At 28.9% G+C, this 19,129-nt stretch carries 19 protein-coding genes; all 19 read left to right on the top strand.

Annotation, left to right across the window (positions count from 1 at the left end; all coding sequences use genetic code 11):
• Positions 1–104: 104 nt before the first annotated feature.
• Positions 105–1,253 carry an AlbA family DNA-binding domain-containing protein gene (locus H8S20_RS03925; RefSeq protein ID WP_186859324.1) on the top strand — a complete coding sequence of 383 codons (1,149 nt, stop codon included), beginning with the start codon at positions 105–107 and terminating at the stop codon, positions 1,251–1,253.
• Positions 1,254–1,378: 125 nt separating this feature from the next.
• Positions 1,379–1,792 carry a hypothetical protein gene (locus H8S20_RS03920; protein WP_186859323.1) on the top strand — a complete coding sequence of 138 codons (414 nt, stop codon included), beginning with the start codon at positions 1,379–1,381 and terminating at the stop codon, positions 1,790–1,792.
• A gap of 272 nt (positions 1,793–2,064) precedes the next feature.
• Complete coding sequence (gene tyrS / locus H8S20_RS03915) at positions 2,065–3,285, top strand: tyrosine--tRNA ligase (RefSeq protein WP_032120035.1); 1,221 nt, start codon at positions 2,065–2,067, stop codon at positions 3,283–3,285.
• Between the two features lie 236 nt (positions 3,286–3,521).
• Positions 3,522–4,208, top strand: coding sequence for a metallophosphoesterase (locus H8S20_RS03910; protein WP_186859322.1), 687 nt, complete (start codon positions 3,522–3,524; stop codon positions 4,206–4,208).
• A 97-nt stretch (positions 4,209–4,305) separates the two neighbouring features.
• Positions 4,306–5,100 carry a GTP diphosphokinase gene (yjbM, locus tag H8S20_RS03905; RefSeq protein ID WP_032120033.1) on the top strand — a complete coding sequence of 265 codons (795 nt, stop codon included), beginning with the start codon at positions 4,306–4,308 and terminating at the stop codon, positions 5,098–5,100.
• Positions 5,101–5,114: 14 nt separating this feature from the next.
• Positions 5,115–5,951 carry a MurR/RpiR family transcriptional regulator gene (locus H8S20_RS03900; protein ID WP_032120032.1) on the top strand — a complete coding sequence of 279 codons (837 nt, stop codon included), beginning with the start codon at positions 5,115–5,117 and terminating at the stop codon, positions 5,949–5,951.
• Positions 5,952–6,213: 262 nt separating this feature from the next.
• Positions 6,214–7,119 (top strand): N-acetylmuramic acid 6-phosphate etherase, encoded by a 906-nt coding sequence (murQ, locus tag H8S20_RS03895; protein WP_186838851.1) that lies wholly within the window; start codon positions 6,214–6,216, stop codon positions 7,117–7,119.
• A 17-nt stretch (positions 7,120–7,136) separates the two neighbouring features.
• On the top strand, positions 7,137–7,466 hold the full coding sequence (locus tag H8S20_RS03890; RefSeq protein ID WP_032120030.1) for a PTS lactose/cellobiose transporter subunit IIA: 330 nt from the start codon (positions 7,137–7,139) through the stop codon (positions 7,464–7,466).
• Positions 7,467–7,582: 116 nt separating this feature from the next.
• Positions 7,583–8,743, top strand: coding sequence for an anhydro-N-acetylmuramic acid kinase AnmK (gene anmK, locus H8S20_RS03885; RefSeq protein ID WP_186838850.1), 1,161 nt, complete (start codon positions 7,583–7,585; stop codon positions 8,741–8,743).
• Complete coding sequence (locus H8S20_RS03880) at positions 8,736–9,107, top strand: hypothetical protein (RefSeq protein ID WP_032120028.1); 372 nt, start codon at positions 8,736–8,738, stop codon at positions 9,105–9,107. Before anmK ends, H8S20_RS03880 begins: the two co-directional genes overlap by 8 nt.
• Positions 9,108–9,270: 163 nt before the next feature.
• Complete coding sequence (locus tag H8S20_RS03875; RefSeq protein ID WP_032120027.1) at positions 9,271–10,548, top strand: PTS sugar transporter subunit IIC; 1,278 nt, start codon at positions 9,271–9,273, stop codon at positions 10,546–10,548.
• 80 nt (positions 10,549–10,628) lie between these two features.
• Positions 10,629–11,348, top strand: a complete 720-nt coding sequence (locus H8S20_RS03870) for an alpha/beta hydrolase (protein WP_366455587.1) — start codon at positions 10,629–10,631, stop codon at positions 11,346–11,348.
• Positions 11,349–11,492: 144 nt separating this feature from the next.
• Positions 11,493–11,801, top strand: coding sequence for a PTS sugar transporter subunit IIB (locus H8S20_RS03865; RefSeq protein ID WP_032120025.1), 309 nt, complete (start codon positions 11,493–11,495; stop codon positions 11,799–11,801).
• A gap of 168 nt (positions 11,802–11,969) precedes the next feature.
• Positions 11,970–13,064: a DUF871 domain-containing protein gene (locus H8S20_RS03860; RefSeq protein ID WP_186838847.1), complete on the top strand. Its 1,095-nt coding sequence runs from the start codon at positions 11,970–11,972 to the stop codon at positions 13,062–13,064.
• 10 nt (positions 13,065–13,074) lie between these two features.
• A complete protein-coding gene (locus H8S20_RS03855; protein WP_186838846.1) occupies positions 13,075–14,034 on the top strand; it encodes an N-acetylglucosamine kinase in 960 nt (319 codons plus the stop codon).
• 318 nt (positions 14,035–14,352) lie between these two features.
• Positions 14,353–15,447, top strand: coding sequence for a DUF871 domain-containing protein (locus H8S20_RS03850; protein WP_186838845.1), 1,095 nt, complete (start codon positions 14,353–14,355; stop codon positions 15,445–15,447).
• A 269-nt stretch (positions 15,448–15,716) separates the two neighbouring features.
• Positions 15,717–16,490 carry a hypothetical protein gene (locus H8S20_RS03845; RefSeq protein ID WP_186838844.1) on the top strand — a complete coding sequence of 258 codons (774 nt, stop codon included), beginning with the start codon at positions 15,717–15,719 and terminating at the stop codon, positions 16,488–16,490.
• A gap of 24 nt (positions 16,491–16,514) precedes the next feature.
• The gene (locus tag H8S20_RS03840; RefSeq protein WP_186838843.1) at positions 16,515–17,600 is read left to right on the top strand and encodes an AAA family ATPase; all 1,086 of its coding nucleotides are present in this window, start codon (positions 16,515–16,517) and stop codon (positions 17,598–17,600) included.
• Positions 17,601–17,610: 10 nt separating this feature from the next.
• Positions 17,611–18,939, top strand: coding sequence for a vWA domain-containing protein (locus H8S20_RS03835; protein ID WP_186859320.1), 1,329 nt, complete (start codon positions 17,611–17,613; stop codon positions 18,937–18,939).
• The last annotated feature ends 190 nt before the right edge of the window (positions 18,940–19,129 follow it).

Genomic DNA, 19,129 nt, shown 5'->3' with positions numbered 1-19,129 from the left:
ATTTTATTAAAAAATAATTTATAATCTATAATTTTTATTGAAAATAGGGCATTTTTACAAGTAATTGAATATTATATAGTATACCAATATTTTGGGGCTTGGGTATGGATGAAAAAAAATTATTATCTATAATTTCAAAAGGCGAAGGAATAAAAGTAGACTTTAAGAGAGAATTGTATTTAAATTATGAATCTTGTAAGAAGGAATTAGCTAAAGATGTATGTGCTATAGCAAATTCTCGAGGGGGAAGAGGATATATCATAGTTGGTGTAGAAGATAAAAGTAGAGAGATTGTTGGAGTTAAAGATATAGACTCTCTAAATGAAGAAAAGATACAGCAAATAGTATCCAGTAGATGTGAACCACCTATACCAATAATGGTAGAGATAGTAGAAATACAAAATAAGAAGGTAGGAATAATTATTATTTATGATGGAGGGCAAAAGCCTTATCAGATTAGAGAGACAGGTGCCTTTAATATACGTAGAGGATCAACAACTGATACTATGAGAAAAGAGGAGTTAGTAGCAGCATTTGAGGAAAATTTACTTTTGATAGTTGAGACATGCCCCATAATGAAAAGTAGAATAGAATTTTTAAATATGGAGCTAGTAAGTAAATATTTTCAAAGTAAAGGAATATATATAAATAAAGAGAATGAAAAATATCTCTTAGAAAGTGCAGGTATTATATATTTAGATACAAGTAATAGGATTTATAGATGTACTTTAGGGGGATTATTAGTATTTTCAGATATAAATAATATATGCATTCCACAAAATATGGTGAAAATAATTGACAAAAGAGAGAGCTATAAAGATAACGTTATCACCATAGGAGGGAATCTTTTAAACATAATCCACGAGACGGAAAAGGAGCTAAGAAATATATTAAAAGTGGGTTATCCTATAGAAGCTGTTATGGAAGCAGTAAAGAATGCAGTACTGTATAGGGAATATTCTATTTTCAATAAGATGATAGAAGTAATAATAACAAAAAAATCAATTATTATTTTGAGTCCAGGTCAGATGATTATTAAAAATAATAAAGGTAAGAATATAAAATATAATAGTAGAAATATGTGGATATATGAGAAGCTAATATCTTTAGATAAAGATAATACCTTTACTAATGATGGGTTTGGAATTAAAAGAATGAAAAATGCTTTTAGAGGAAAGGGGTCTGTGCAATTAATAAACTCAGCTGTTGAGGATTGTTTTAAAGTAATCTTACCGTACTATCAAGATGAATAATAAAAGATTATTTGAGAACAATAGAGTTAAGGAAAAGTTAACAATTGGACGTAATAAAAATTTTCAATAAGTCAATAATTAGATGTATAAACATCTATAATAATTTAATAAAAGGAGTGATTCCAATGATTCAAGTTTTTTGTGCAAGAAGAGGTTCAGGAAAGACTAAGAGATTAATAGAACTAGCTAATAATCAATATCTAGAATCAAAAGGAGATTCAGTTTATATCGATGACGATTGCAGACCAATGTTTCAATTACACAGCGGAATAAGATTTGTAGAAACTAATGAGTTTAGAGTTTGTGATTGTGATAGTTTTTATGGAATGCTTTGTGGAATAATATCATCTAACTATGACATAGAAAATATTTATATCGATGGTTTATCAAATATAGTTAAATGTACTATGAAAGAATCTACAGAATTGTTTAAGAAAATTGCAGGTATAACTGAGAAGTTTGGAATTAACGTATATATTAATGTGAATGTAGATAACAGTGAAGAAGTGCCAGATTGCATTAAGGAGTATGTTGCATAGAACGGAAAAAAATCAACTTAATATAAAAGATAAAGAGGAGTTGCAATAGCAACTCCCTTTTAAGTTTTGTGCTCCTTTTGATAGGTAACTTACTGAATTAAACATAGCCATTAGTAAAGTAAATTTGTAACATATACAAAGATATCAGAACTATTTGCAAATCAAATCTATAATTTACTTAAGGTACTATTACTATTTTAAAAAGTTTTCTTGATAAAGAAACTTTTTAAAGATATACTAATATGTAGAGAAAAACGTAGGAGGTTAGTGTGATGGCTAATGTTTTAGACGAATTACTAGATCGTGGATATATAAAACAATTTACTCATGAAGATGAGACTAGAGAATTATTAGAAAAGGAAAAGGTTACTTTTTATATAGGGTTTGACCCAACAGCAGATAGCTTACATGTAGGACACTTTATAGCAATGATGTTTATGGCTCATATGCAAAAGGCAGGACATAGACCGATAGCTTTACTTGGTGGTGGAACAGCTATGGTTGGAGATCCATCAGGAAAGACTGATATGAGATCAATGCTTTCTAAGGAGCAAATAGCTCATAATGTTTCATGTATTAAAAAGCAAATGGAAAAGTTTATAGATTTCTCAGATGATAAGGCTATATTAGTAAACAACGCTGATTGGTTACTAAACTTAAATTATGTTGACTTCTTAAGAGAAGTTGGAATGCATTTCTCTGTAAATAGAATGTTAACAGCTGAGTGTTTCAAACAAAGATTAGAAAAGGGTCTTTCATTCTTAGAATTTAACTATATGTTAATGCAAGGATATGACTTCTACGTATTAAGCGAAAAATATGGATGTAAAATGCAACTTGGTGGAGATGACCAATGGTCAAACATGTTAGCTGGTGCAGATCTTATAAGAAGAAAATCACAAAAGCAAGCAATGGCTATGACATGTACACTTTTAACTAATAGCCAAGGCCAAAAGATGGGTAAAACAGTAGGGGGAGCTTTATGGCTTGATCCAGATAAAACATCACCATTTGACTTCTATCAATATTGGAGAAATGTTGATGATGCAGATGTTGAAAAATGCTTATCATTATTAACATTTGTGCCAATGGATGAGGTAAGAAGATTAGGAGCTTTAGAAGGTTCTGAAATAAATAAAGCTAAAGAAGTATTAGCGTTTGAAGTTACTAAACTTGTTCATGGAGAAGAAGAGGCTACAAAAGCTCAAGCTGCTGCTAGAGCATTATTTGCAGGTGGAGCTGATATGAGCAATGTTCCAACTGTTACAATATCAAAAGAACTTCTTGGAGCTTCAATATTAGATATAATGGCTCAAACTAAGATAGTACCATCAAAGGCTGAAGGTAGAAGACTTATACAACAAGGTGGATTATCTTTAAATGGAGAAAAAGTAACTGATATTGCAAGAACATTAACAGAAGCTGATTTAAAAGATGGAGAAGCTTTAATAAAAAGAGGTAAGAAAAACTATAATAAAATAGTAGTGGAATAATATTTTAAAAGAAGAGTTGCTATTAGCAACTCTTTTTAGTTAATAGTAAATAATTTAGAAGCGTATTTTATAAATACCATGGAAAACTTATCAGAAGTTATTAAATTTATTTATATGATTATTAATTATATAAAGTTAGTTAATAATTAATAATGTATGATAAAAATATTGCAGTGAAATTAATAAGAATATAATATAAATTATGGAACGAAGATTTTATAAAAGGAGAAAATTTAATGGCTTTATATGCGATATCAGATTTGCATTTGGCTTTTAATGTTGATAAGCCTATGGACATCTTTGGAGAGAGATGGTTAAATCACGATGAAAAAATAAAGAAGAATTGGGAAAGTAAAATTAATGAAGAAGATACTGTTCTTATAGCTGGAGATATTTCTTGGTCTATGAGAGCTGAAGATAGTAAGTATGATTTAGATTGGATAGATAAGCTACCTGGAAAGAAGATTATATCTAAAGGAAATCATGATTATTGGTGGCAAAGTATTAGCAAACTAAATAAGATGTATGAAAATACTAAGTTTATACAAAATAATTTTTATTCTTATGAGGATTATGCTATTTGTGGAACTAGAGGATGGACCTCGCCAGATAATGATAAGTTTACTCAACATGATAGAAAAATATATGATAGGGAACTTATTAGATTAAGATTATCATTAGATATGGCAAAGAATGCAGGATATTCTAAATTTATAGTTATGGTTCATTATCCACCTACAAATGAAAATTATGATGAAACTGAATTTACTAAAGTTTTTAAGGAGTATGGAGTGGAGAAGGTTATATATGGTCACCTTCATGGACCATCAAATTTTAAAATAAAGAATGATACAGTAGATGGAGTAGAATATATAAATACATCCTGTGATTTTATAAATTTTGATCCAATAAAATTACTATAAAAGTGAATTTAACCTATATAGCTTTATATAATATAATTACATAAATATATTATTTTGGTATAATGGAACAGTGAGTAAAATTAAGGGTGGTTTACAAATGGCTATACAAAATTGGAAAACTTTCTTATTGCCTTATGAACAGGCAGTTGAAGAGCTAAAAGTAAAATTGAAAAGTTTAAGAAAAGAATATAGAAAAAGAAATGAATATTCGCCGATTGAGTTTGTTACAGGAAGAGTAAAGGAAGTATCTAGTCTTTTAGAAAAAGCTAATAAATTTGGAATACCTTTAGATAGAGTTGCTCAAGAGATGGAGGATATAGCTGGCATAAGAATAATGTGTCAGTTTGTTGATGATATTGACAAGGTTGTAGAACTTTTAAGAGTTAGAAAAGATATGCAAATACTCTACGAAAAGGATTATGTAAGGAATGTAAAGTCAAGTGGATATAGAAGTTATCATGTGATAATAAAGTATTTAGTAAATATGGCAGATGGACCTAAAGAGATATTAGCAGAATTTCAAATAAGAACTCTAGCTATGAACTTCTGGGCTACTACTGAACATTCTCTAAATTATAAGTATAAGCAGCACATTCCAGATGAGATTAAAATTAAATTAAAAAGGGCAGCGGATGCAGCATTTAATCTTGATGAGCAGATGCTTGAAATAAAAGATGAAATAAAAGATGCTCAAAAGTTATTTGAAGTTAAATCAGATATTATTTCAAATATCATGAATAATATTTTAACTTTAATGTCAGCGGGGAAAGTCGCTGAAGCAAGTAGATATCAAGTAGCATTAAACAGACTTATTGAAGAAGGAGAAGTTTATGAACTATCTAATCTTTTAAAAATGATAAAGAAAGATATTGAAAAGTATAAAGAGAACTAACGAAAGGTGAGTTTATGAGCTGTATATTTAAGATAAAAGAGGGATTTAATAGTTTTACTAATACCGAAAAAAAGTTAGCTAATTATATTCTGAAAAATAAAGAAGAAGTTGTTAATCTTTCAGCACAGGAATTGTCAGATAAAGCTGATATATCTCCAGCAGCAGTAGTAAGATTTTCTAAAACCTTAGGCTATAAAGGCTTTACTGCATTAAAGGTTGATTTAGCTAAGGATAGAGATGAAAGAGAAAATGATACTAGTGTTATAATAAGTGCAGATGATTCAATAAAGGATATAATAAGAAAAGTTAAGGTATCTAATACATCAAGTATAGACGAAACTATAGGACTTTTAAATGTTGATACTATTAACAGTATAATAGAAGCAATGGTTAATGCAAAAAGAATATATTTATTTGGTATAGGTGCTTCAGGAATAGTTGCAATGGACTTGCAACAAAAACTACTAAGAATAAATAAGAATTCATTATATCAAATGGATCCACATACTCAAATATCATCATCTGTTCATATAACTAATGAGGATGTTGCTATAGGGATAAGTTATAGTGGAGAGACTAAGGAAGTAAATACTCCATTAAAGATAGCAAGAGAAAATGGTGCAAAGACTATAGCAATTACAAGATATAACAAAAACTCATTATCAAAGATTGCAGATTACACCGTATACCTACCTAATGATGAGAAGGAATTAAGAGTTGGAGCTATAACTTCAAGAATAGATGCGTTAACTATAGTTGATATATTATACCTTGGAGTAGCTAAAAATGATTTTGAAAGAACTAAGAGTGATATAAAGAAAACAAGAGATATTATAAATAGTATAAAATAATATTTCTTTTATAAAAATACAATTAGATTAAAAAGGTTAGATATATAAGTATATTTAACCTTTTTTATATATAATAAATTATTTAGAGATAATAAGTTATTAGCATTAGTAATATATTTTACTATACTAACAGTTAAAAAAATACATATATGTAAAATAAAATGAGTTTACAGAAATATTATTTCTATTTATTATTAAAAGTATTGAAATTTTATTTATAAGGTTATATAATAAGGTCATAATAAAAGCGGGGGTGTCGGTAATGGAGATAAATTTACAAAAGCTTGATACTGAGCAAGTAAATGAAAATACTAAGAATATAGATAATTTATCAACGATAGATATGATAACTACTATAAATAATGAAGATAAAAAAGTTGCTCTAGAAGTAGAAAAGGTTATACCTTGCATCGCAAAAGCTGTTGATGAAACTTATAACAGAATAAAATCAGGCGGAAGATTAATTTATATAGGTGCTGGGACTTCAGGAAGACTTGGAGTTTTAGATGCTTCGGAATGTCCTCCAACTTATGGAGTAGATTTTGAATTAGTTCAAGGGATTATGGCTGGTGGAAGAGATGCAATGTTCAAAGCCAAAGAAGGAGCTGAAGACTCTAAGGAATTAGCAGTTGAGGATTTAAAAGCTATAAACTTAACTAAAAATGATATGGTTATTGGACTAGCCGCTTCAGGAAGAACACCTTATGTTATTGGTGGACTTGAATATGCAAAGGAAATAGGTGCCGGAACAGGATCTGTTTCTTGTGTACAAAATTCAGAAGTTTCAAATGTTGCTGAATTTGCAATTGAGGTAGTAGTAGGAGCAGAAGTTGTAACTGGTTCAACAAGAATGAAATCAGGAACAGCTCAAAAGATGGTATTAAATATGATTTCTACAGGGGTTATGATTAAACTTGGTAAGGTTTATGGGAATCTTATGATAGATGTTAGACCAACAAATGAAAAACTTGTTGAAAGAGCTAAGGGAATAATAATGAAATGTACAGGTGTTACAAGAGATGTAGCTGAAGAGTATATGAGCTTATCAGGAAATGATGTACGTCTTTCAATATTTATGATATTATCAAAGCTGAATAAAGAAGAAAGCATTAATATTCTTGATGAAAATGATAACAATATTAGAAAGGCTTTAGAAAGTCTTAAATAACTTAGGAGGAAATAAAAATGACAGAACAAATGGAATTAATAATTTTTGAAATAATAAGCACAGGTGGAACTGCTAAGGGATTAGCTTATGAAGCTTTAAAAGCAGCTGAGAATGGAGATTTTGAAGAAGCTGATAGATTATTAAAGGAAGCAGATGAATGTTTAAATCAAGCTCATAAAGTTCAAACAGATATAATCCAAGCAGAAGCTAGAGGAGAACATACAGAAGTTTCAGTTCTTTTCGTTCATGCTCAAGACCACTTAATGACAGCTATAGAAGCTAGAAATTTAATTGAACAAATGATTAGAATGTACAAATTTATAAATGATAAATTAGCTAATTTATAAGATATATTTTGAATGAATTAAAAAGGATTGTTTAATGCAATCCTTTTTATATATAGAAAACAAAGTGTTAATTAGTGGAAAATTAGGTTTTCTAATAAACTTATAGGAGGGGAATTATGTTTGCAGTAGGATTAATGTCTGGAACGTCTTTAGATGGAATAGATGTAGCATTAGTAGAAATCGATGGACAAGGAAAAAATACTAAAGTTAACTTGATAGAATTTATGACTTTATCTTTACCTTTAGATGTAAAGGAAGAAATTAAAGCAGCTTGCTCAGAAGAAAAGTCATCAGTAGATTTAATATGTAGCTTAAATTTTAAATTAGGCTATTTATTTGCTAATGCAACAAAAAAAGTATGTGAAAAAGTAGGTATGGATATAGAAAAACTTGATTTTATAGCATCACATGGACAAACTATATATCATTTACCTAAAAATAAAGGTAACCTAGTATCTTCTACATTACAAATTGGAGAACCAGCAGTAATTGCTTATGAAACAGGTATTAGAGTTATTTCTAATTTCAGAGTGATGGATATGGCATCGGGAGGAGAAGGCGCTCCACTAGTACCATATAGTGAATATGTTATTTATGGAAGTAATGAGGAAAATGTAGCTTTACAAAACATTGGGGGAATAGGAAATGTTACAGTTATCCCTAAAGGAGGCGATATAGATAGAATATTTGCCTTTGATACTGGTCCTGGAAATATGATAATAGATGAAGTTTGTTCAAGATTATTCAATTTAGCTTATGATGCAGATGGTAAAATTGCAGCTACTGGTAAGATTCAAACAGATATGCTTGAGGATTTAATGTCTCATCCGTATATTTCTTCTATTCCTCCAAAAACTACTGGTAGGGAGGATTTTGGTCAGCAATTTGTAGATAAAGTATTAAAAAAGTATTCTAAAAGAAATTCGGAAGACATATTATCGACAGTGACAATGTTTACAGCGAAATCTATTGCTGAAAATTATAAAAAATTTATATTAGATAAAATTAAATTAAATAAAGTTGTTATTGGCGGTGGTGGTGCCCATAATAAAACTTTATTAGCATATTTAAGAGAAGAACTACCTAATATAACGATAGTAACTCAAGATGATATAGGATTTTCATCTGATGCAAAAGAAGCTGTAGCTTTTGTTATATTAGGAAATGAGACGTTACATTCAAGTTTTTCTAATGTACCAAGTGCTACTGGAGCTAAAGAAAAAGTTATTCTTGGGAATATAACACCAAGTCCAATTAGGAGAGATAAAAATGAGTAAAAAGAAAGTAACAAATGAAAAAGTAACTAATGCAGGATTTAAGATGCCAGTGGGAGACATGAGAAAGACTAAAACTGATTATGATATACCTACTTTTGGTTTTAAAAGTGCGATATTAATAGTAATTGCAGCTGTAGTATCAACGATTTTAATACCATTCCTTTTACAATATGTTGGTATTAATTTCGAAATGGCCGCTATAGTAGCTAATACTATTATTACAAGTTTCTCAGTGGCATATTCAAGATACTTCATTGAAAGTAAAAAGGGATTTTGCAAAAGGTTCTGGTATACGTATTTAATATTTGCTGTATCATTTTTTATAATAGGGTTCCTATGGCTAACTATGAGTGTATATATATAACTTAAAAAAGTTTAGAAATAATATTTCAAAAAAATAATAAAAATTCCAAAAAAATATTGCAAACAATTTCAGAAGATGATAAAATAAATTTGTAGAACAAAGAAAACAATTTCACAAAAACAAATTTATAAAAAAATATATATAAATAAGGGGGAAACAAAAGATGTTAGAAAAGTTAAGCACATTTTTAGATGAAAAGCTTTCTACACCAATGGCTAAATTAGCCGAACAACGTCACTTAAGAGCTGTAAGAGACGGTATAATTTCAACTTTACCACTTATAATAGTGGGAAGTTTATTCTTAATAATAGCTTTATTCCCATTCCCAGAAGGAACTGCTATTAAAACTTGGTTAAGTGCAAACTCAGGAACAATACTTTTACCATATAGAATGACAATGTACATAATGTCTTTATATGCAGCATGGGGAATAGGATATAGCTTATCTAGATCTTATAATCTTGATGGAGTTACTGGAGGTACTTTAGCAGCTACATCATTCTTATTAACATTAGTTCCACAAACTGTTGAAGGTATGGGATGGGCAATGCCTATGGCTAACCTTGGTGGTGGCGGAATGTTCGTTGCAATTTTATCTTCTATATTTGCAGTTGAAGTTTTAAGATTCACTAAAACAAAAAATATAGTAATAAAAATGCCAGATCAAGTTCCAGCCTCAGTATCAAGAAGTTTTGAAGCTTTAACACCAGCAGCAATTATAATAATATTCTTTGCGGTATTTACATACTTCTTAGGAATTGATTGGCATGGAATTATAGGTAAGTTAGTATCACCATTAGTAAGTGCTACAGATACATTACCATCAGCAATATTTATTTCAACATTAATTGGATTCTTCTGGTCATTCGGTATCCACGGAATGAGTATAGTAGGATCATTAGCAAGACCATTATGGTTAACATTATTAGATAACAATTCAGCTGCAGTTGCAGCAGGGCAAGCAGCACCACACATATTCCCAGAACAATTCTTCCAAGGATTTGTTATGATAGGTGGAGCAGGTGCAACATTAGGACTAGCAATACTTTTAGCATTAAGAGCTAAATCACAATATGGTAAGATGTTAGGTAAAACTACAGTAATACCAGCAATATTTAACATAAATGAGCCAATCATGTTTGGTGCGCCAATAGTATTAAATCCAATACTAATAATACCATTTATATTAGCTCCAATAATTAATATTATAATAGCTTGGGCAGCAACTAACTTTGGGCTAGTACCAGCAATGTACATAGCTGCACCATGGACATTACCTGCACCATTATTTGCATTCATGGCAACTGGTGGTAGCTGGCAAGCTGCAATATTAGGATTTGTTCTAATATTTGTATCAGTTTTAGTATACTATCCATTCTTCAAGATGTACGATAAGAAATTATTAGCTGAAGAACAAGGAGAAGAAAGTCAAGTAGCTTAAACGTTATAATTAAAAGGGGACGAGTGAGTCCTCTTTTTTATATATAAAATAATAAAAATTGAAAGAGTAAAGGGGTCTAAATTATTGTTACAACTAATTTTATATATTCAAGCGCATTAGAAATGGATTGGTGCTTTACAGCATATTATCCTAATCATTATGATAATGAAAAGGAGTATGATGTTGTAATATTACTACATGGAACTAATGGGAATAATAGAACATTAGTAGATAGAGTTCCCTTAGAAGAAATAATGAAAAAATATGAGGATAAGATAATAATATTACCTAATGGGTTTAACTCATATTATTTAGATAAAGTGGAGAATGCGATAATAAATGATCTTATTCCTTTTTTAAGAGAAAATACTAATATTAGAAGCCTTAATTTAGGTGGAGTATCTATGGGGGCGTTTGGAGCATTAAGACTATCGTTAAAATATCCTAATATATTTGAAAATACAATATTAATTTCACCAGCAATTTGGAATCCAGTACCACCTGATGATTGTAGTGTTAGAAAGATGTGTGCTTTTGGAAGGCCGTTTAATGAAGAAATATGGATGAATAATAGTTGGTTTAGAAATGAAGAGAACTTGAGTAAGAATAATTATATTGTAATTCACGGATTGCAAGATGAAATAGTGGAGGTATCTAATTGTTATAAGTTTGTTGATTATTGCGAAGATAATAATATAGATATAAAATATTTCTTTATAAATGGAAATCATGATAGCAAGGTAGTAGAAGAAGGAATAAGAACAGGATTCGAGGTTATTTTTAATAAAAATGTAATTTGAAAACAGTTGTGAAATAAAATTTCAGCAAAATCGAATAAAAATATAAAAAAAAACTCAAAATCTATTGCAAAAGTAAAAAGATAATATTATAATTTAAGTAAGTTGAAAATGGTTTCAAAACAGGACAACCTAGGAGGAGTTAAAATGAAAGTATTATTTGTTTGTTCACAAGGAATGTCAAGTGCAATAGCTGTAAATGCATTAAAGAAAGAAGCAGAGAAGAACGGAATAGAAATGGAAGTTCTTGCTGTAAGTACTCAAGAATTCGAACAAGAAGTTAAAAATGGATGGGACGTATCAATGGTTGCGCCACAAATTAGACATAGATTTGACTATTTAAAGGAAGCAGCAGGAAACGCAGGAGTTCCATGTGCTTTAATTCAACCTCAAGCTTATAGCCCACTAGGTGGACCAAAGCTACTTAAACAAGTTAATGAATTACTTGGTAAGTAATTAATACTATTAAGCATAAATAAAGTGATGAATTTAAATTCATCACTTTATTTATATAGATTATAGATATACAAGATAAAATTAAGTTACTAAAAAAATCAAAGTTAAAATTAACTTAGAAGATATAAGTTAATTTTGAAAGATTTAATTTTAAAGAGGAGATTTAAAATGGGAAAGTTAGGAATATCGATTTATCAAGAAAAATCAACAGAGCAAGAAATTAAAAATTATATAGATAAGGCAGCAGAAAATGGATTTTCAAGAATATTCTCCTGCCTTTTATCAGTTGAAGAAAGTAAAGAAGTAATAGTTGAAAAGTTTAAAGCTACTAATGAATATGCAAAGTCAAAGGGATTTGAAATTATAGTAGATGTAAGCCCAAAGGTATTTAATGACTTAGGAATTAGCTATAAAGACTTAAGCTTTTTTAAAGAAATAGGTGCTGATGGATTAAGATTAGATATGGGGTTCACCGGTTCAGAAGAATCATTAATGACATTTAATCCTGAAGGACTAAAAATTGAAATAAACATGAGTAATAATACTCGTTATATAGATACAATAATGGATTATATGCCAAACAAAGAAAATTTAATAGCTTGTCATAACTTCTATCCTCATAATTATAGTGGATTAAATTTTGATCACTTTATGAAATGTACAGAGAATTTCAGTAAATATGGATTAAGAACTGCAGCATTTATAACAAGTCAAAATAAAGTTACATTTGGACCATGGCCAGTAACAGATGGACTACCAACGTTAGAATTACATAGAAATTTACCAATAGATGTTCAAGCTAAACATCTGATAGCTTTAGGGAATATAAATGATATTATAATTTCTAACTGTTATCCAACAGATGATGAGTTAAATGCTTTAGGGTCTATGAGAAAAGATATGGTTACTTTTGATGTTGTAGTAAATGAAAATACTCCAGAAGTAGAAAGAAAGATTCTTTTTGAAGAAATGCATTTTAATAGAGGAGATGTATCAGATAACTTCTTAAGATCTACACAAAGCCGTGTTAAGTATAAAGGACATAACTTTGCTTTATTTAATGCTCCAGAAATAATAAAAAAGGGGGATATAATAATTGAAAGTAGTGAGTATGGCCATTATGCAGGTGAGGTTCAAATAGCTTTAAATGATATGATTAATAGCGGAAAATCAAATGTAATTGGACGTGTAAGAGAAGAAGAGATTTTCATTTTAGATTATATTAAGCCATGGCAAAAATTCAGCTTTAAAGAAGCTAAATAAGGAGATAAATATGTATTTTTTAGGGGTTGATGGTGGAGGTACAAAAACTACCTTCACTCTAATAAATAAAAACGGAGAGATTGTATATTCAACGACTAAAGGAACTTGTCATTTTAATCAAATAGGTTTCGAAAATTTAGAAGTTCTATTAAGAGAAGGATTAAGCGAAATAGTATATGGAGCTAATATTAAAAAGGAAGAAATTAAACATTCATTTTTAGGATTAGCAGGGTACGGTAAAGTTGAAGAAGCTAAACCTAAAATAGAGAATGCTGCAAAAAAAGTTTTTGATGAATTATCTTATACTGTAGATAGTGATATTAGAGTAGCTATAGCAGGTGCACTAAGTGGGAGAGACGGAATTAATATAATTTCAGGAACGGGTTCTATTGGACTTTCTATAAATTGTGATAAAATAAACAGATGTGGAGGCTGGGGAGCTTCTATAGGAGATGAAGGATCAGCTTTTTGGATCGGAAAAAAAGCAATTCAAGCATTTAGCAAAGAGTGTGATGGAAGATTTAAAAAAGGCGCTCTTTATGATATGTTTATGACGGAACTTAAGTTGGAAGATGAGAATAAAATAATTACTTTTTTAAATGATGAAATTAAAAATGATAGAGGAGAAATTGCAAAGCTTGCATATATTTGTTCAGTGGCTGCTTTAAAGGGTGATGAAAATGCTATAAATATATTTAAAGAAGCAGGAGAAGAATTAGCTGAAATTGCAAAAGTTCTTTTAAAAAACTTTAATAAGGATGAAGAAGTTTTACTTTCATATACTGGAGGAGTATTTAAGTCTGGAGAGCTTGTTTTAGAGCCGATAAGAAGTGAATTAAAAGAGTATAACGTAAGGCTTATACCACCGGTACTACCACCGCATTTAGGCGCGTGTCTATTAGCTTATATTGAAAGTGGAAGTGGATATACTGAAACAGTTATTAAGAGAATGAGCCAATACGATAAATAATAAAATAGCCAATTGTTATAATATACCTATAGTAAATGTTTATCTAGTAGAAGATAGATATTAATTACTATAGGTATATTTTTTATTTACTAAGAAGAGATATTTACTTAAATTTTAGGGAAGTCTAGCAAAGATAAAATGATAAAGATAATAAGGTTAAGGTATAAAAAAATAGATTAAGTAATGAAAGATTATATTGAGTTAGAATGTATATACATATATAATATAATGTATATATGTTAATAAGATGAACTTTAAAATAAATTTTATTTAAATAGGGAATCATAATATAAGAAATTAAAGTTGGGAGTAGTGATTATGGGTAAATTAGGAATTTCTATTTATCAAGAGAAGTCAACAGAAGAGGAAATTTTAAGATATATAGATAAAGCTGCTGAAAATGGTTTTTCTAGAATATTTTCTTGTCTTCTATCAGTAGATGAAAGTAGGGAAGAGATAGTTAAAAAGTTTAAAAATACTAACGAATATGCAAAAAGTAAAGGCTTTGAAATAATAGTTGATGTAAGTCCAGCTGTATTTAGTAAGTTAGGAATAAGCTATGACGACTTAAGCTTCTTTAAAGAAATAGGAGCTGATGGAGTAAGATTAGATGAAGGTTTTGGTGGGTCACAAGAATCAATAATGACATTTAATCCTGAAGGACTAAAGATTGAAATTAATATGAGTAACTACACACATTATATTGATACAATAATGGATTATATGCCTAATAAAGAAAAGCTAATAGCTTGTCATAACTTCTATCCTCATAATTATAGTGGATTAAATTTTGAACACTTTATGAGATGTACAGAAAAGTTTAATAAATATGGCTTAAAAACAGCAGCATTTATAACAAGTCAAAATGATAATACATTTGGACCATGGCCTGTAACTGATGGATTACCAACTTTAGAGATGCATCGTAATTTACCAGTAGATGTTCAGGCTAAGCATCTAATTGCTTTAGATAATATAAATGATATTATAATTTCTAATTGCTATCCTACAGATCAAGAATTAGAAGCTTTAGGATCTATGAGAAAAGACATGGTAACATTTGATATTATATTAAATGAAAACACACCAGAAATAGAAAGAAAAATCCTTTTTGAAGAAATGCATTATCATAGAGGAGACTATTCAGATAATTTCTTAAGATCAACACAAAGTCGTGTTAAATATAAAGGTCATTATTTTGCATTATTTAATGCTCCGGAAATAATAAGAAGAGGAGATGTAATAATAGAAAGTAGTGAATATGGTCATTATGCAGGAGAGCTTCAAATAGCTTTAAGAGATATGGTTAACAGCGGAAAAACAAATGTAGTTGGACATATAAGAGAAGAAGAGATATTTATCTTAGATTATATTAAGCCTTGGCAAAAGTTTAGTTTTAAAGAAGCAAAGTAATTATTACTAGCAAAGCTAGTAGGAGAAATGTTGACTACGTTAAGATAAATATTGGCAAAATCAAGAGAGATGTGTAGCTAAAGCTACAAAGGAGTATGCCTTCGGTAGATAGAAGTATCTATGCCGAAGGCATATTTTTATTTTTTGCAAAGCAAAACATTTCTCTACGTGGAATGCATATTTTGGTTAAGTAAACACTTAATTATAATTGATAATAATTATTAGATAATATATAATAGTTTATATATTAAGATTTTGAAGGTGAAGTTATGAGTAATAATATTAAAAAGTTATATAATGATCCACTATATATAAGAAATATTGAAAATCCTACAAAGGATGAGCAAATTGAAGCGGTAAAAAGAAATGGGATGGTTATAAGGTTTATAAATAATCCATCAGAAGATGTTAAAAGAGAAGCAATTTTAAATAATCCATTATGTATAGAACATATAGAATATTTATCGGAGGAATTAGCAATATTAGCAGTTCAGCTTTTATGGAACTCTATAAAATATGTAAAGAATTTAAATGATAATATTATGAGAGAAGCTGTTAAATCTAAGGGATGGGCTATTCAATTTATAGAGAATCCATCAGAAGAGATTAAGCTTTTAGCAGTAGAAAAAGATTTTGATGCAATAAAATACATAAAGAATCCAAGTGAAGAGGTTCAAATAAGAGCTATAGAAAAATATTGGGGGGCTATAAGATTTATAGATAATCCTACATTAGAAGCTAGAAGATGTGCTATAAAAATAGATGAAGAATCAATAAATTATATTATGAACTATGATTTTGATGATTTAAAGATATTTATCGGTGATAACATCAATATAGTAAAGTATGTTTATGATTCAATAGATATAGATACAATATTAGAAATTATAAAAGAAAAAATATGTAAAGATGATATAGATAATAAATATATGAGAGACTTCTTGGAGTTAGAAGTTTTAGAGATGGATAAGGTAGACTTTGTTAAAAACTACGGAAGTAAAAATGCAAAGATGATATTAATAGATTATAAATTAGGGCTTTAGTAAGTAAATAAGGAGCAGATAGATATGAATTTTACAGAAGCGATGAATACTATTGAATTAGTAACAATGACTGATGATGTTCCACTAATAATAGGGGAAAGTGGTATAGGTAAAACTTCTATGGTAAGACAAATAGCTAAGAATAATAACTTAGCTATAGTAAATATAGATGCTAATCTTTTAAAAGAAGGAGAAATTGGTGGACTTCCATTTGTTAATAATGGAAGAACTGAATATGCTACACATTATAAGTTGACAGAAGTATCGTCTTTATTAGAAGATACTAAATATAATGGTGTAATATTATTTATAGATGAATTAAATAGATGTGAGCATGCAGTTCAACAAGAGTTAATGAATTTAATTTTAAACAGAGAAATAAATGGATACAGGCTTGATTCATCAGTAAAAATAATTGCAGCAATGAATCCATCAAATAAGTATGATAACTTTGAAAATAGTGATTACCAAGTTATTGATATGGATGCGGCTCAAGAAGATAGATTTGTATGGGTTGAAGTAGATTCAGATAGCAAAGAGTGGATTAAGTGGGCTATGACTGATGAAGCTGATATTGAAGAAGAGGTAATAGAGTTTATATCACAATTTCCAAATTATCTTCATATGCCTTATGCAAATGAAAATATAAAACCAACTCCTAGAAGCTGGGAGAGAGTATCGAAAGCATTTAAAATGTACAAAAATAATAAAGATAAGTACAGTGAATCTATTATTTTTAATGTAGTAAAAGGTAATGTAGGTGGAGGAATAGCTACAGACTTTATTGGGTTTGCTAGAAACTTTAATAGTCCACTTATAAAAGCAGAAAAGCTTCTAGATTATGATTTTATACCATATGAAATTAAGGAAATTATTCAAAAAGAAAATCATTCAAGACTATATATGTTAGCAAAGAGATTAGTGCAATTATTAAATGAAGAAGAAAATAGAGATAAGATTAAGTTATTAGGAGAAGTTTTAATGTGCTATCCTAAAGATTTAAGATTAGGTGTTATGAAGGATATAAAAGAAGATTATAATGGTGGATTATATAAAGAAATTTTAAGACAAGATACATTTATAGAAGCTTTCTTCGACATCTACGAATAGAGGGATTATTATGAACTATGATGCATTTAAAGCTGAGCTTATTAAAGATTGTATAGAGTTAAATACTAAATCTGATTTTGATAAGAAATTTTTGAGTTTAATAGAAGTATTAGTTATTGAAATGATGGAAAATGAAGATGCTTTTTTTGGTTCTTTTATGGTTCAGACAAAGAGGAATGTTGATTTTACTATTGAATGGCCAATTGTAACAATACCTGTAACCGATGGATTTAAAATGAGTTTTAATCCTAAAAGTTTTTTATCATATAATAAAAGTGAAATGAAGGCTTTAATAAAACATGAAATATATCATATTATGTTTAATCATTATGAGCGTGAAAGAGATTTAAGACAAAGATATGATAAGTTAGCTGTTAATATAGCTTTAGATATTTCTATAAATCAATTTATAAAAAATATTCCTATGGAATATACAAGAATTCATAATATAAATATGAAATATAATTTAGACTTAAAAGAAAATATGAGTTGCGAGTATTATGCAGAGATACTTCATAAAGCTATAAATGACAAGAAAGAACCTTTAAAGATAGATACAAAAGATAAAAGTGAGATAAATATAAAAAATGCACATGATTTATGGTGGCAATCATCAATTTCCCAGGAAATAAGCAGAAACTTAGCAAAAACTGTAGCAACGAACTCTTATAATGGAAAAGCCCCTGATGAAATTGGGAAAATTATATTAGGTTATGAAGAAAAAGCGGAAATATCGTGGCAAAAGTTACTTAAAAAGATGATTCCGTCGCTTAGAGCAGGAACAAAAAGTACTATAACTAGAAGAAATAGAAGACAACCAGAAAGACTTGACTTGAAAGGCGAATTACCTAACAATATACCAGAAATATTGGTAGCTATAGATATAAGTGCTTCTATGACTGATGACGAAATTAATAAGATAATGATAGAAATTTTAGAGATATCAAAATCGAGAGGTAATGTAATCACTGTTATAGAATGTGATGATGAAATAAGAAGAATATATAAAATTAAGTCCATAAAGGATATTAAAAAGAGAAAAAGAAATAATGGATCGACTAAGTTTTCACCGGTGTTTAAATATATTAAAGCTAATAATATGAGAAATGTAATATTAATATATTTTACTGATGGCGTTGGAGAAAAAGAGTTAGAAGTACGACCTATTAATAAAAATAATATTTGGGTATTAACAGGAAAAGAAGAATTATCTTTGAGCAAACCTTATGGAACTATAAAAAGGATAAGTAAAGAAGTAGAAGAAGGTACAGGTGGAAGCACTGGATTAGATATGCTAAGAAGCACAATAGATGAAATACATGTTTGTAAATATAATTAAATAAATTGTGTAATAATTTATTTAATGAAAAATTATAAATTTATAATTCGAAATTAATAAGGAAACTGCTATGGCAGTTTCTCTTTTTTTTGAAATTCACATCAATGAAATTTTTTTTATTGAGTATATTTGTAGCATATTTAACTATTTTTCAGATTTAACATTTATGATATAATTATTACGTCAGGGG

Origin of the sequence: Clostridium hominis (genome assembly GCF_014287825.1) — a bacterium.
Lineage (GTDB): Bacteria > Bacillota > Clostridia > Clostridiales > Clostridiaceae > Clostridium > Clostridium hominis.
The sequence above is the reverse complement of the archived record's forward strand: the minus strand, read 5'-3'. Positions and strand labels throughout refer to the sequence as shown.

Excerpts from the sequence above, each read along its gene's own strand:
- H8S20_RS03855 (WP_186838846.1), top strand. The coding sequence starts at position 13,075 with ATGTATTTTTTAGGGGTTGATGGTGGAGGTACAAAAACTACCTTCACT.
- H8S20_RS03845 (WP_186838844.1), top strand. The coding sequence starts at position 15,717 with ATGAGTAATAATATTAAAAAGTTATATAATGATCCACTATATATAAGA.
- H8S20_RS03910 (WP_186859322.1), top strand. The coding sequence starts at position 3,522 with ATGGCTTTATATGCGATATCAGATTTGCATTTGGCTTTTAATGTTGAT.
- H8S20_RS03890 (WP_032120030.1), top strand. The coding sequence starts at position 7,137 with ATGACAGAACAAATGGAATTAATAATTTTTGAAATAATAAGCACAGGT.
- H8S20_RS03900 (WP_032120032.1), top strand. The coding sequence starts at position 5,115 with ATGAGCTGTATATTTAAGATAAAAGAGGGATTTAATAGTTTTACTAAT.
- H8S20_RS03865 (WP_032120025.1), top strand. The coding sequence starts at position 11,493 with ATGAAAGTATTATTTGTTTGTTCACAAGGAATGTCAAGTGCAATAGCT.
- H8S20_RS03920 (WP_186859323.1), top strand. The coding sequence starts at position 1,379 with ATGATTCAAGTTTTTTGTGCAAGAAGAGGTTCAGGAAAGACTAAGAGA.
- H8S20_RS03850 (WP_186838845.1), top strand. The coding sequence starts at position 14,353 with ATGGGTAAATTAGGAATTTCTATTTATCAAGAGAAGTCAACAGAAGAG.
- H8S20_RS03835 (WP_186859320.1), top strand. The coding sequence starts at position 17,611 with ATGAACTATGATGCATTTAAAGCTGAGCTTATTAAAGATTGTATAGAG.
- H8S20_RS03875 (WP_032120027.1), top strand. The coding sequence starts at position 9,271 with ATGTTAGAAAAGTTAAGCACATTTTTAGATGAAAAGCTTTCTACACCA.
- yjbM (WP_032120033.1), top strand. The coding sequence starts at position 4,306 with ATGGCTATACAAAATTGGAAAACTTTCTTATTGCCTTATGAACAGGCA.
- H8S20_RS03925 (WP_186859324.1), top strand. The coding sequence starts at position 105 with ATGGATGAAAAAAAATTATTATCTATAATTTCAAAAGGCGAAGGAATA.
- murQ (WP_186838851.1), top strand. The coding sequence starts at position 6,214 with ATGGAGATAAATTTACAAAAGCTTGATACTGAGCAAGTAAATGAAAAT.
- H8S20_RS03880 (WP_032120028.1), top strand. The coding sequence starts at position 8,736 with ATGAGTAAAAAGAAAGTAACAAATGAAAAAGTAACTAATGCAGGATTT.
- tyrS (WP_032120035.1), top strand. The coding sequence starts at position 2,065 with ATGGCTAATGTTTTAGACGAATTACTAGATCGTGGATATATAAAACAA.
- H8S20_RS03840 (WP_186838843.1), top strand. The coding sequence starts at position 16,515 with ATGAATTTTACAGAAGCGATGAATACTATTGAATTAGTAACAATGACT.
- H8S20_RS03860 (WP_186838847.1), top strand. The coding sequence starts at position 11,970 with ATGGGAAAGTTAGGAATATCGATTTATCAAGAAAAATCAACAGAGCAA.
- anmK (WP_186838850.1), top strand. The coding sequence starts at position 7,583 with ATGTTTGCAGTAGGATTAATGTCTGGAACGTCTTTAGATGGAATAGAT.